A 12,965-nucleotide genomic window follows, 5' to 3' on the forward strand; every position below is an offset into this window, starting at 1 on the left:
CGGCTGCGCCGCCAGCTTCACGGAGTAGGTCGCCGTGCTGCCCGCCGTGACGGTCACCGCGGTGGGGCTGACCACCAGGGACTGGGTCGTGCCGCCGCCACCCTGGACGGACGCGGTCACCGCGACCGAGGCGAGACCGGCGGAGGCGACCGTGATGGCCCGCGTGCCGTTGGCGCTGCTGGCGTTCGCCGCGGCCGACAGCGTCACGTTCTGCGCGGTGTTCCAGTTCGCGGAGGTGAACGTCAGGCTCGCGCCACCGCTCACCGTGATCCCGGAGTTACCGGTGCCGGCGGTCGAGGTCACCGTCACGTTGCTCGCCGGCTGCGCCGCCAGCTTCACGGAGTAGGTCGCCGTGCTGCCCGCCGTGACGGTCACCGCGGTGGGGCTGACCACCAGGGACTGGGTCGTGCCGCCCCCGCCGTTACAGGTCACACCGTTGATCGCAAAGCTGGTCGGGTTGGTGTTGGTGCCGCTGAACGTGCCGTTGAACCCGATGCTCCACGAGGCTCCGGTCGCCTGGCTGCCGTTGTACGAGAGGCTCTTCGCGGTGACGTTCGCGCCGGACTGTGACCAGTCGGCGGTCCAGCCCTGGCTCACCTGCTGGTTGCCCGGGAAGGCGAAGGTCAGCGTCCAGTTGGTCAGGGGGTCGCCCAGGTTCTTGATCGTGACGTTTCCGCCGAACCCGTTGCCGCCTTCCCAGGCCTTCTCATAGGTGACCTGACAGGCGACGGCGGCGCTGGCCGAAGTCGGGCTGACGACGAGCCCGATGGCGGTGAGCAGCAACGCTGCCACCGCCGTCACGGCTCTGCGCCAGGAACTCTTGTGGGGTCCCATTGTCTGTTCGTCTCCCTTATGAAACTTGATGGGTCCGCCGCCTTCTTGAGACGGCCAAGCAGCGCCCAGCTCGACATGCGGCGGTGGGAGCGCTCCCATGGTGTGGTTGTTTCGGGAGGATGTACAGCAGATTGCGCGCGGCGACGGCCCGACGGCAAGCCCTCGCCCGCCGCTCGGCACCCGGCCCCTCGTTGGCCTTGGCAAACGCGCCGGGCGGCCCCATAGATCGCCGCGCAGTCCGATGAAACATTCATTTGGAGGGCCGGGGGCCGTGGGCGACTTCCCACCGGCGCGGTCGCGCCGGGGCCGACAAGGGACGAGACTGGTCGGTGCCGCGCGCACGGCGGCACATCGAGCACAGGCTGAGGCGGAGGCGGCATGACGACGGCCCGCGTTGAACCGCCGAGGACGGCCCGGCCGGGACGCCGGCCGGAGCTTGACGCGATCCGCGCCCTGGTGGTGGTCGGGCTGGTGTTCTTCCACTCGGCGCTGGTGTTCGACGCGGGCGACGACTACTACGTGAAGAACGCCGAGACCACCAGCGCGACCATGATCGCCACCGGGCTCGGCGTGATCTGGGCGATGCCGATGATGTTCCTCATCGCCGGTCTCAGCTCGTGGCACTCGCTACGCCGGCGCGGCCCCGCCGGGTTCGCCGCCGAGCGGCTGCGGCGGCTCGGCGTGCCGCTGGTGTTCGCCACGCTCACGATCATCCCGGTGCCGCAGTGGCTGCGGTCACGCGCCGACCCCGGGTACCACGAGTCGTACCCGCGGTTCCTGGTGCGGTTCTTCGACGTGCGCCTGGAGCCGTCCGAGTTTCCCTTCGTCCTGCGGGGCACGTACTTCGAGTTCGGCCATCTGTGGTTCGTGGTGCTGCTGCTGGTGTTCTCGCTGCTGCTGGCGCCCCTGGTCGGCCGGCTTCCCCGCGGCCTCGGCGGCCGGGTCCGAGAGTCGGCGGCCACGGCCGTAAGACGGCGCGGCGTGGTGCTGCTCGCGGCCGTCCCGGTCGCGATGGTCAGCGCGCTGCTGGGCCTGGAGCAGGCGTACGCCGCGTGGAGCCGCTGGGCGTATCTGCTGTTCTTCCTGTACGGGTTCGCGCTCGCCTCCGACGAGCGGTTCCGGGCGGCGATGCGCCGGGACGCCCCGCCGGCAGCCGCGATCGGCGTGGTCCTGTTCATGATCGGCCTGCCGGAGTTCATGGCCGCCGGTGGCGATCCCCTCACCGACATGAACGGGCTCGCCGTCGGCGCCCGCGCGGTGTACGGGGCGGCGGGGTGGTGCTGGCTGGTGGCGATCCTCGGGCTCCTCGACCGCCGCCGCCCGGCGCCCGCGTCCGTACAGCGGGACGCCCAGGTACCCACGGCCGTACAGCAGGACGCCCAGGTACCCGCGGCCGTCCAGCGGGACACCCAGGTACCCGCGCCCGTACCGCAGGACGCACCGGCGCCCGTGCAGGACCGGCCCGACGGCCTGGGCCGGCGGGTGTACGGCTACCTGTCCGCCGCCGTGCTGCCGCTGTACATCCTGCACCAGCCGATCCTCGTCGCCGTCGCGTACGGCGTGGTCGGCTGGCACGCGCCGATCGCGGTCAAGTACGCCGCGATCGTGGTGGCGACGCTCACCCTGACGCTGGCCGCGTACGACCTGCTGGTGCGGCGCACGCGGGTGACCCGGTTCCTGTTCGGGATGCGCGCGCGTGCGTGAGACGTGCCCGCCCGTGCCTCGCGGCGCGGACGGGCAGGCTCGTTACGGCGTGAGGTTGTTCAGGCGCACCTTGACGAGGGTGGTGACGGTCGGGCCGGCCTCCCAGCTTCCGTCGAGCGCGGTGATGGTGACGTTGCCCGCGTCGAGCAGGGTGCGGTCGGCGTCGGTGACGGGATCCGGGCCGGTCGCCGGCAGGGGCAGGATCCGGTAGCACGTGGCGCAGACGTCGGTGGCGAGCGCGTAGGTGGTCGAGACCGGCAGCGACGTGCCGAGCTTGGCGAACTTGACCTGGCCGTTCGGCGTGACCGGGTAGTTCACGTTCAGCGCGGTGTGGTCGGGGAGGATCTTGCCGTTGTACGACGACGTCGAGGCGAGCCTGTTCACGACCTTGACGGCGAAGTCGATGGACTGCGGGGTGCTCGGGAACGAGTTCGAGGGGCCCCTGGCGGTGCTGAAGGCGATGGCGGGGACGCCGCCCGCGAGGGCGGTGACGGCCGCGCCGACCGTGCCGGAGTGGTTGACGAGCGCGGCGACGTTCTCACCCGCGTTGGGCCCGGAGATCACCAGGTCGGGCGGGTTGCTCGCGAACAGCATGCGCACCCCGAAGGCGACCGCGTCACCCGGGCTTCCCGCGATGGACCAGACCCCGGGGGACCTCTCCACCGCCTCAAGGGTGCTGCCGAACTTGATGTTGAGCCCGGTGCCGACCGCGCTCGCGTCGGTGAGCGGGGCGACGATCGTCACCTGGTGGCCGGCGGCGATCAGGGCCTGACGGAGGCTCAGGGTGGACGCGGAACTGTAGCCGTCGTCGTTGGTGAGCAGGATCCGCAGCGAGGGCTGGGTCGTCGCCTGCGCGGGAGCGACGGCTCCCACCAGGGAGGCGAGTAAGAGAAGAGGGATGAGGAAACGCTTGAACACGATGGGTCTCATTGGTGGCTCGCACCTTTGCCTGGATACATCCATTACGTGACAGCTTGGAATGTATATGGACGGGAATATCAAGGGAAGACCGCGTGACCCCCAGGTGAACATTCGGGTATCGCGGGCGGTGCCCGAACTGTTGCGCGAGGTCGGCTACCAGCGGATGACCGTCGAGGCGATCGCCCGCAGGGCCGGGGTGAGCAGGCCCGCCATCTACCGCCGCTGGCGCTCCAAGGCCGACATCGTGGTGCACGTTCTGTTCGCGCGCTCCGAGGCCGGCGGCTTCCCCCCTGCCACCGGCGATCTCCGCGCGGACCTGCGGGCCTGGGTTCGGGGGCTGCTGGCCAGGCTGCGACGTCCCGAGGTCGCCGCCGCGTACGTCGGCCTGATGGCCGACCTGCGGGACAGGGAGGACTTCTCCGTCGAACTGGTGTGGCCGGGGCGCGAGCACCTCGCGGAGACGCTCGCCCGGGGCGGGGTCAGGCCCTCGGCCGACCCCGAGGTGTTCTTCGAGCTGCTCGTCGGCTCCGTCTTCCTGCGGCTGGCGAGCGGCGGGCCGGTGGACGATCCGGCGTACCAGGAGCGGCTCACCGATCTGCTCTTCCATGCGGTGGCGGACTCCACGTAAGGTCCCCCGCCTTCACGTGATGGCGCCCGCTCCGGCGGCGCGCGGTGAGTCACACCCGTCCCACCTGCACCGATCGATCGCAAGCCATTCGACCCTCTGTCGATTTGGCCTGTTCACATGTGGTTCAGCCGCTCTTGCCAGTGTGCCTACGTAGCCGGAGCCAAGATCTCTCCGGCGGGATGGAAAGGCAAGACATGGGCCACGGGCACGATCACCCTCACGATCACTCTCATGCTCACCCTCACGACCACTCTCACGGCACCGAGAACGCCCAGGACCAGGGCGAGATGTCGCCGGTCGTGGACATGTCGGTTCCCGACGCCGAGCTCTCCCCCGGGCAGCTCTCGCGCCGCACGATGTTCCGCCGGGCGGGCCTGCTGGGCGCCGGCCTGACCGCCGCGGGAGTCCTCGGCACCGCGGGCGAGGCCGCCGCCGCGACCCCGCAGCGCGTGCGGCACAACACCGAGCCGCGCGACGGGTACCTGTGGCTCGCCGGTGACCACCACATCCACACCCAGTACAGCTCCGACGGCATGTACAAGGTGAGCGACCACGTCAAGCACGCCAACGCGTACGGCCTCGACTGGATGGTCATCACCGACCACGGCAGCGTCGCGCACGCCAAGATCGGCGTCGACAAGGTCAACCCCGACATCGTCGCCGCTCGCAAGATCGTCAAGGACACCCTGGTCTTCCAGGGGCTGGAGTGGAACATCCCGGCCGCCGAGCACGGCACGGTCTTCGTGGCCCCCGGCCGCAACGAGCTCGCCACCCTCAAGGAGTTCGAGAACTCCTTCGACGGCTCGGTCAAGAACGCGACCGGCAGCTCCCCTCAGAACGAGGCCCTCGCCATCGCGGGGCTCAACTTCCTGGCCGACGCCGTGAAGAGGCGCCGGGTCGAGGCCGCGCTGTTCCTCGCCAACCACCCCGCCCGCAAGGGCCTCGACACCCCGCACGAGATCCGGGCCTGGCGGGACACCGCGCCGGGGATCGCCGTGGGCATGGAAGGCGCGCCGGGCCACCAGGCCGCGGGCATCGCCAAACCGAACGGGCCGGGCTCCGGCCGCGGCTACTACGACAACAGCCCCGGCGCCGACTCCTGGGCCTCGTACCCGCCCGAGAGCTACAAGACCTTCGGCGGCTTCGACTGGATGACCTCGACGGTCGGCGGCCTGTGGGACAGCCTGCTCGCCGAGGGCAAGAGCTGGTGGATCACCGCCAACTCCGACTCGCACACGGTCTACGGCGACACCAGTGACCGCGGCCCCGGCAGCGACTTCAACGCCAACGGCAAGTACAACGACCCCATCTACAAGGGCTCGTTCAACCTGACCAACGGCGACTTCTGGCCGGGCTACTACAGCCGGACCCACGTCGGCGCCAAGGGTTTCTCGTACACCGACGTCATGGACGGCATCCGCGAGGGCCGGGTCTGGGTGGACCACGGCGGCCTGATCAGCGCCCTGGTCGTGCGTGCGCGGCAGGCCGGCGTCGGACAGCGCGGAGTGTCCCTCGGTGACACCCTGCACGTCCGCAAGGGCGCGAAGGTCGAGGTCTCCATCGAGATCACCCTGGCGAACGTGCCGAACTGGGCGCAGTTCATCCCGACGCTGGCCCGCGTGGACGTCATCCAGGGCGACGTCACCGGACCGGCCGCCAACAAGGACGTCTTCACGACCCCGGCCACCAAGGTCGTCAAGTCGTTCGAGGTCGGCGGGAACACCGGCACGGTCAAGCTGACCTACCAGGTCGGCGCCGTCGACCGCCCGGTCTACGTACGCCTGCGAGGCACCGACGGCAACCGCAGCGCCCCCGGTCTGCTCGGCGCGTCGGTCGACCCGAACGGTCCCCAGATCGACGTCTTCGGCGACGCCGACCCCTGGAAGGACCTGTGGTTCTACAGCAACCCCATCTGGATCGTGCCGCGCGGATGATCCTGGGACTGGACGCGGGCTCGCGGACGGTCACCGAAGCCGAGCACCTTCTCCATGACATGGTGAAGGTGCTCGGCCTTCCGGCCGGCACCGTGGGCTGCACGCACTTCGTACGGACCTCGACGGGTGTGCCGCACGTCGCCTGCTCGCTGGCCCTTCTGGCGCCCGTCTCGGGGATCCCCGAGACCGTGGGCGCCGCGCTGGGCGACAGCCGTACCGGACAGGACTCGGGGATCCCCGTGGGCGCCGCGCTGGGCGACAGCCGTACCGGACCGGACGACCTCGCGGAGGGCGCCGCGCTTGCGGCGGCCGAGCACGCCGCCGGAGCCGGCGGCCGCCTGGTCCTGTTCCCCGGCCACGACGGGCTGAACGGCACGCTCACCGTCGCCGAGGTTCTGGCCGGCTCCTCGATCGAGCAGGTCGTCGTGCTGGCTCAGACCGAGGATCCGTCGCCGGACACGCTCGTCGTGACCAACGACCACGTACGGCCGCAGTGGCGCGACGGGCGCGTCATCCTGCTCACCATGCCGGCCTCGGGGGGCCGCCTCATGCCCGCCGAGGTGCCCAACCCCACGCCGTGCTGCGTCGACCACGGCTGACCCAGCTCACACCCGGCCTCCCGCGAGGTCCATGAGGCGGGACAGGACGCGGTCGCCCGAGGCGCGGACGCCGTCGTGCTCCCACTCGTTGGTGACCCAGTAACGCAGGTTGCCCACCGACCGGGCCGTGCGCAGGGACAGTTCCGCGTCGACGTACATGTCGTCGTGGTAGATGATCGCGGCCACCGGCACCTCGTTGGCCGCGAGGCGCGCGAGGTCGTAGAGCGGCGGCCAGTCGTCCGCCTTCGCCAGGGCCTCGGCGGCCTCGCGGAAGGGACGCAGGCCGGCGATCTCGCGGAACATCCAGGGGTAGAACATCTCCCCGGTGAACAGCAGCGGCTCGGCGGCGGGCGCGAACTCGGGGAGGTCCCGCATGACGCGCTCGGCCGCCCAGGCCGTCGCGCCGTCGCCCTGGGCGTAGATGGCCTCCTGGAACACGCCGTACAGCGGGTTGTCCACGAAGGAGGTCAGCGCCATCACCTCGCGCAGGAAGGCGTCGGCGAGCGCGTGGCCGTCCCATGCCCCCTCGAACAGCCAGTGCACCCGTTCGGCCCCGTCGCCCGTGCCGAGCGCCATGCCGAGGGTTCGCAGCCGCCGCACGGTCAGCCGGTCGCCGTCGGGCAGGCGCACGTCGTTCGCCGCCAGGTGCTCGGCGACCGCGCGTACCGTCGCGACGTCCCCGGGAAAGCGGGCGTAGTAGCGCTCGACCTTGTCCTTCACCCGGGGGTACGTGCGGGCGTACACCTCGTCGGCGGTCGCGGTGAGCCCGGGGAGGCCGCCCGTGACGTAGCAGGTGCGCAGTCCTTCGGGCGCCCGCGACAGGTACGTCAGGGTGACGAAGCCGCCATAACTCTGCCCGAGCGTGTCCCACGGCCGGTCCCCCGACAGCCGCCGGCGGATCAGCTCGGCGTCGGCCACGATCGCGTCGGCGCGGAAGTGCCGCAGGTACGGAGCCAGCCCCTCGCCCAGACGCGCGGCCGTCGCGGCCGTGACGGGGGTGCTTCGGCCGGTTCCCCGCTGGTCGAGCAGCAGGACGCGATGCGTGCGCAGCGCGTGGCCCAGCCAGCCGTCCGCCCGTACCGGACGGGGTGACTTGCCGCCGGGACCGCCCTGCAGGTAGAGCAGCCAGGGAAGGTCGTCACGGACGGGGCCCGGGGCGACGACCTCGCGGGCGAACACCGTGATCTCCTCACCGCTCTCCGGGGCGCCGTGGTCCAGCGGAACGCTGAAGTGGTGATCGGTGACCGCCATTCCCGGCAGGTGGATCATGCGCTTCTCTCCGTTCACACCCTAGAACGCCAAGAACGCCCAGCTTGTCATGGGGCGGCCGAGGGGTCGGCGATGGCGTGCGCTCGACCGGGAGCCCTTCCGCGGGTGACGGTCATCGGGGTGCCAGGGTCATGCTGGTGAAGGCGGCGACGGTGCCTTCGAGCTGGACGCGCAGCTCGGCGGGGGTGATCTCGGGGTCGAGCAGCGCGCTGACGCACTGACGGCGCAGCGCGCGGTCGAGCACGGCCGCCGACCGGTCGCCGAGCCCGGGGTAGGCCAGTCTTATGGTGCCGACCAGGCCGACGATCTCGGTGGCGAGGGCCTCGTCGAGGCGGGCGCGGAAGGTGTCGACGCCGAGGTGGACGGCGGCGATCACCGAGGGGGTGACGAAGGCTCCCGCCGCGGAGGTGAGGGTGTCCAGGCTCGCGGCGAGGTAGGCCCTCGGGTCGGCCGGGGCCAGGTGCCCGTGGTCGGCCCGGAAGTCCGCGCACAGGCGTTCGAGGTTGGCCGGCGAGAGCCCGAAGAGCAGGAGCTCCCGCTTGTTGGGGAAGTAGTGGTAGAGGCCGCCGACCGACATGCTCGCGGCGCGGGCGGCGCGGGCCATGGTGATCTCCCGCGCGCCGTGGGCGCTGATGAGCGGCGCGACCGCGAGAAAGATCTCCTGCTGCCGCCTGACCCGGTCCTCGGCCGGCCGCCCGATTTTTCCGAACATGGTGGCCGATTCCTCCCAGCAATGCCGCTGGTTCTTGTGTGCCGGAGCCAGGGTCTTAAGACTGCTCGTACCGGGGCCTCCGGGCCACCGCGACATCATCACTTCAGACCGTGCACTTCAGACCGTGCCAGACGGAGGAAAGCTGTGAGCGACAGCAACGTCGACATTATCAAACGCGTCTATGACGCCTTTCAGACGCGCGACTTCGGCGTGATCGGCGAGGTGTTCGACCCCCAGGTGGAGATCCACCAGTCCGAGCAGTTGCCCTGGGGCGGGCACTTCAAGGGCCACGAGGGCGCGGTCGCCTTCTTCACCGGGCTGCTGGGCCACATCGACCCGCGGCTGACGGTCGAACAGATCATCGACGCGGGCGACCACGTGGTGGAGATCGGCCGGACGATCGGGCACACCACCGCCGGAGCCCCCTTCGACCTCCCCGAGACCCACGTGTGGGAGCTGAGCGGGGGCAAGATCGTCCGCATGGAGATCTACATCGACACCCCGGCCATGCTGGCGATCCTCGCCTGACCCACACCCGTCCCCCCAGCGAAGCCCGGCCTGCTCGCCGACCGCGACGGGCGCCCCGGCGGCTTCGCCTTCTGACGGGCACGCCTCCGCCGGGGCCGCACCTCGTCGGACGCCCGCCCGCCTTCGTGTCCACCCCGCTCGCGGCCGGCAACGCGATCTGCCCGCACGCGCCCGCCCCTCTCGCGGCTCACAGGTATCGCGACCGCGGAACCCGGCGACGCCGCGGCGCCCTCGCGGACTCGGGGGCAAAGGGGTTCCAGGGCTCGCTTCTCCGGGTCCTGTAGCCACCTGTCGCCCGCATCCGCATGATTGGCACATGGCTGATGACGCGGCACCCGTACCGGCGTGGCAGGCGATGACCGAGGTCCAGGTCCGCCGATGGGAGACGGTCCTGGGCGGCATCGCCGAGATGCTCCCGCCCGGACCGGTGTGCGTGGTGGTCGACGGCGCCGGCCCCCGGAGCGCGGCCCTCGCCGACCGCCTCGCCTCCACCCTCCACGCCGCCGGCCGTCCCTCCGTGCGCCTGTCGGACACCAGCCCGCCCGCCGACGAGGACGCCTGGTACGCGGGCCGCACCTTCGGGACGGTCGCGATCGCCGACGGCCGGCGCTGGCGGACCCACCCGCCCCAGGACCGCTGGGACGTGACGATCTGGCTGCGCACCCGGGCCACCGGCGGCCGCTCGGAGGAGAACGCCGAGTCCGGCGCGGACATCGTCGTCGACGTGCACGATCCGGCCTGGCCGGTGATCCGCCACGTGACCGCCGCCCTCGCCGACCACAACCGCTGGTACGTCACCGAGAGCCGGGCCTTCTTCGGCCCCCGCGCCGCCACCTGGGACACCAAGTTCGGCGACGACATGCCCGCGTACGCCGCGGCGATCAAGGAAGCGGGCCTGCCGAGGGACGGCGTCGTGGTGGACGTCGGCTGCGGCACCGGCCGCGCCCTGCCCGCGCTGCGCGAGGCCGTGGGGCCCGGCGGCGGTGTCATCGCGCTCGACCTGTCGCCTGAGATGCTCGGCCAGGCCCGCGCCCAGGGCCGGGCCGAGCACGCCCGCCTCGTCATCGGCGACGCCCGCCGCCTGCCCGTGGCCGACGCGTCCATCGGCGCGGTGTTCGCCGCCGGGCTCATCATGCACCTGCCCGACCCCGACGCGGGCCTTCGCGAACTGGCCCGCGCCACCCGGCCCGGCGGGCTGCTCATCCTCTTCCATCCCTCCGGGCGCGCCGCCCTCGCCGCCCGCCACGGCCGCACGCTCAGCCCCGACGAGCCCCTCGCCGAAGAGCGCCTGCGCCGGTCGATGCACCAGACCGGCTGGAAGCTGACCACCTACGACGACCCCTCCCACCGCTTCCTCGCCATCGCCACCCGCCATTAGCGGTCACCCCGGCCTCCTTTGGGCGGCACCGGTGCCGGTGACCGGCACAATCGTGGCCGGGCACCATGGCTTCAGGACGTGCCACGTGCGCGGAGGGCCCCGCTCTCTCAGGTGCGAAGTGATCCCGGTAGATCACGGCGCGATTGCGAAGCCAGACCGGTGTTGATGCCGGAAAATGCGAAGGTATGGTGATGGCTTGTGACGACGTTTCGGATCAGCGAGGCGGCCGCTCTGCTCGGGGTCAGCCCCGACACCGTCCGGCGGTGGGTCGACGCCGGACGGCTCACAGCCCAGCGGGACGAGCACGGCCACCGCATGGTGGACGGCACCGACCTGGCCGCGTTCGCGCGGTCCCAGATCGAGGTCGTGAACGGCTCGGGTCAGTCCTCGGCGCGCAACCGTTTCCGCGGGATCGTGACCGAGGTGATCAAAGACGCGGTCATGGCCCAGGTCGAGATCGCCGCCGGGCCGTACCGCGTGGTCTCGCTGATGAGCCGCCAGGCCGTGGATGAGCTGGCCCTGGAGGTAGGGGTGGTGGCGGTCGCCGTGATCAAGTCCACCAACGTCGTCGTGGAGATCCCCGACCACGCTCGCACAGCGAGTCAGTAAGGAGCCTTTGTTGTTCAGGCGTGTTTCCCGGTGGGCCGCAGCGGTCCCCCTTGCCCTCGCGCTGGCGGCCGGCCTCGCCGGTTGCGGTTCCAGCGACCCGGCCACCCCCGCGACCGCTTCCTCCTCCGCTTCCTCCGCGAGCGGGGCGACGGCGCTGACGGTGTTCGCCGCCGCCTCGCTGACCGAGACCTTCACCGAGCTGGGCAAGACGTTCGAGGCCGCCCACCCGGGGACGTCGGTGAAGTTCAACTTCGGATCCAGCGCCACCCTCGCCCAGCAGATCACCCAGGGCGCCCCGGCGGACGTGTTCGCCGCCGCCAGCCCCGCCACGATGAAGACCGTCACCGACGCGTCCCTGGCCACCGCTCCGACGACGTTCGTACGCAACAAGCTCCAGATCGCCGTTCCGCCCGACAACCCGGCCAAGGTCGACGAGCTGAAGGACCTGTCCGACTCCAAGGTCAAGGTCGCCCTGTGCGCCGAGCAGGTGCCCTGCGGCGCCGCGGCGGTCAAGGCCCTGGACGCGGCGGGGCTGAAGGTCACCCCGGTCACCTACGAGCAGGACGTCAAGGCCACGCTCACCAAGGTGGAGCTCGGCGAGGTCGACGCCGCGCTGGTCTACAAGACCGACGTGCTGGCGGCCGCGGGCAAGGTCACCGGCATCGCCTTCCCCGAGGCCGACAAGGCGATCAACGACTATCCGATCGCGGCCCTGTCCAAGGCCCCCGCTCCGGACCTGGCCAAGCAGTTCGTCGACCTGGTCCTGTCCTCCCAGGGCAAGGACGTGCTGACCAAGGCCGGCTTCGAGGCTCCCTGACCGGCATGACACCGTCCGCGTCATCGACGGGCCGGGGCGGCGCGCGGCGCGGCCCCGGCCCGGCGGGCGTCGTGGCGGGTCGCGTCCCCTGGGCCCTGGTCGTGCCCGCCGCGCTCGGCATGGTCTTCCTGGTGCTCCCCCTGGCCGGGCTGCTCGTCCGGGCCCCCTGGTCCACGCTGGCCGAGCGGCTCGCCGAACCGCAGGTGCTGGAGGCGCTGCGCCTGTCGCTGGTCACCGCGACCATCGCCACCCTGATCTGCCTGCTCCTCGGCGTGCCGCTGGCCTGGCTGCTGGCGCGCGTCGGCTTCCCCGCCCGGCGCCTCGTACGGGCGTTGATCACCGTTCCCCTCGTGCTGCCCCCGGTGGTCGGAGGCGTCGCCCTGCTGCTGGTGCTCGGGCGGCGCGGTCTGGTGGGCCAGTGGCTTGAGGCCGCCTTCGGCATCAGCCTGCCCTTCACCACCGCCGGGGTCGTGATCGCCGAGGCGTTCGTCGCGATGCCGTTCCTGGTCATCAGCGTCGAAGGGGCGCTGCGCGCCGCCGACCTGCGGCTGGAGGAGGCCGCGGCCACCCTGGGGGCGTCGCGGTGGGTCATCTTCCGCCGCGTCACCCTTCCGCTGGTCGCCCCGGGCATCGTCGCCGGAGCGGTGCTGTGCTGGGCGCGGGCGCTGGGCGAGTTCGGGGCCACCATCACCTTCGCCGGGAACTTCCCCGGCCGCACCCAGACGATGCCGCTGGCGGTCTACCTGGCCCTGGAGACCGAGCCGGAGGCCGCGATCGTGCTCAGCCTCCTGCTGCTCGCCGTTTCGGTGATCATCCTGGCCGGCCTGCGCGACAGGTGGGTGACGGGCCCATGACCCTGCACGCCCACCTGGTGGTCGACCGTCCCCGCTTCCGCCTGGATGTCGAGTTCACCGTGGACGCCGGGCAGGTCGTGGCCCTGCTCGGACCCAACGGCGCCGGCAAGACCACCGCGCTGCGCGCCCTCGCCGGGCTCGTCGGCCTGTCGGACGGGCACATCACCCTGGAGGACGG

14 protein-coding genes are annotated in these 12,965 nt (G+C 71.5%); 10 read left to right on the forward strand and 4 right to left on the reverse strand.

The window, feature by feature from the left end:
- A partial coding sequence (locus AB0B89_RS20595; RefSeq protein WP_358554964.1) for a cellulose binding domain-containing protein occupies positions 1-834 on the reverse strand: 834 nt, incomplete at its 3' end.
- A gap of 378 nt (positions 835-1,212) precedes the next feature.
- Between AB0B89_RS20595 and AB0B89_RS20600 the strand changes: the two genes are divergently transcribed.
- Complete coding sequence (locus AB0B89_RS20600; protein WP_358554967.1) at positions 1,213-2,538, forward strand: acyltransferase; 1,326 nt, start codon at positions 1,213-1,215, stop codon at positions 2,536-2,538.
- A 42-nt stretch (positions 2,539-2,580) separates the two neighbouring features.
- Here AB0B89_RS20600 and AB0B89_RS20605 read toward each other — a convergent pair whose 3' ends face one another.
- On the reverse strand, positions 2,581-3,468 hold the full coding sequence (locus AB0B89_RS20605; protein ID WP_358554970.1) for a 5'/3'-nucleotidase SurE: 888 nt from the start codon (positions 3,466-3,468) through the stop codon (positions 2,581-2,583).
- A 94-nt stretch (positions 3,469-3,562) separates the two neighbouring features.
- Between AB0B89_RS20605 and AB0B89_RS20610 the strand changes: the two genes are divergently transcribed.
- The 3 genes from AB0B89_RS20610 (at position 3,563) to AB0B89_RS20620 (ending at position 6,620) form a co-directional block, all read left to right on the forward strand.
- Complete coding sequence (locus tag AB0B89_RS20610) at positions 3,563-4,087, forward strand: TetR/AcrR family transcriptional regulator (protein WP_358554973.1); 525 nt, start codon at positions 3,563-3,565, stop codon at positions 4,085-4,087.
- 287 nt (positions 4,088-4,374) lie between these two features.
- On the forward strand, positions 4,375-6,021 hold the full coding sequence (locus tag AB0B89_RS20615) for a PHP domain-containing protein (RefSeq protein ID WP_358554976.1): 1,647 nt from the start codon (positions 4,375-4,377) through the stop codon (positions 6,019-6,021).
- The gene (locus tag AB0B89_RS20620) at positions 6,018-6,620 is read left to right on the forward strand and encodes a hypothetical protein (RefSeq protein WP_358554979.1); all 603 of its coding nucleotides are present in this window, start codon (positions 6,018-6,020) and stop codon (positions 6,618-6,620) included. Before AB0B89_RS20615 ends, AB0B89_RS20620 begins: the two co-directional genes overlap by 4 nt.
- Positions 6,621-6,626: 6 nt before the next feature.
- Here AB0B89_RS20620 and AB0B89_RS20625 read toward each other — a convergent pair whose 3' ends face one another.
- Complete coding sequence (locus tag AB0B89_RS20625) at positions 6,627-7,907, reverse strand: alpha/beta fold hydrolase (protein ID WP_358554982.1); 1,281 nt, start codon at positions 7,905-7,907, stop codon at positions 6,627-6,629.
- A gap of 94 nt (positions 7,908-8,001) precedes the next feature.
- A complete protein-coding gene (locus AB0B89_RS20630; protein WP_358554985.1) occupies positions 8,002-8,601 on the reverse strand; it encodes a TetR family transcriptional regulator in 600 nt (199 codons plus the stop codon).
- A gap of 144 nt (positions 8,602-8,745) precedes the next feature.
- Here AB0B89_RS20630 and AB0B89_RS20635 point away from each other — a divergent pair, with 144 nt between their 5' ends.
- The 6 genes from AB0B89_RS20635 to AB0B89_RS20660 form a co-directional block, all read left to right on the forward strand.
- Complete coding sequence (locus tag AB0B89_RS20635; protein ID WP_358554988.1) at positions 8,746-9,129, forward strand: nuclear transport factor 2 family protein; 384 nt, start codon at positions 8,746-8,748, stop codon at positions 9,127-9,129.
- Positions 9,130-9,445: 316 nt separating this feature from the next.
- Entirely contained in the window at positions 9,446-10,507 is a 1,062-nt protein-coding gene (locus AB0B89_RS20640) for a class I SAM-dependent methyltransferase (protein ID WP_358554990.1), read from the forward strand.
- 198 nt (positions 10,508-10,705) lie between these two features.
- Complete coding sequence (locus AB0B89_RS20645) at positions 10,706-11,116, forward strand: helix-turn-helix transcriptional regulator (protein ID WP_358554992.1); 411 nt, start codon at positions 10,706-10,708, stop codon at positions 11,114-11,116.
- A 10-nt stretch (positions 11,117-11,126) separates the two neighbouring features.
- The gene (modA, locus tag AB0B89_RS20650; protein ID WP_358554994.1) at positions 11,127-11,933 is read left to right on the forward strand and encodes a molybdate ABC transporter substrate-binding protein; all 807 of its coding nucleotides are present in this window, start codon (positions 11,127-11,129) and stop codon (positions 11,931-11,933) included.
- 119 nt (positions 11,934-12,052) lie between these two features.
- Positions 12,053-12,787 (forward strand): ABC transporter permease, encoded by a 735-nt coding sequence (locus AB0B89_RS20655; protein ID WP_358554998.1) that lies wholly within the window; start codon positions 12,053-12,055, stop codon positions 12,785-12,787.
- A partial coding sequence (locus AB0B89_RS20660) for an ATP-binding cassette domain-containing protein (RefSeq protein ID WP_358554996.1) occupies positions 12,784-12,965 on the forward strand: 182 nt, incomplete at its 3' end. The genes AB0B89_RS20655 and AB0B89_RS20660, both read left to right, overlap by 4 nt.

The sequence above is a fragment of the Sphaerisporangium sp. NPDC049002 genome, from assembly GCF_040649355.1.
Lineage (GTDB): Bacteria > Actinomycetota > Actinomycetes > Streptosporangiales > Streptosporangiaceae > Sphaerisporangium.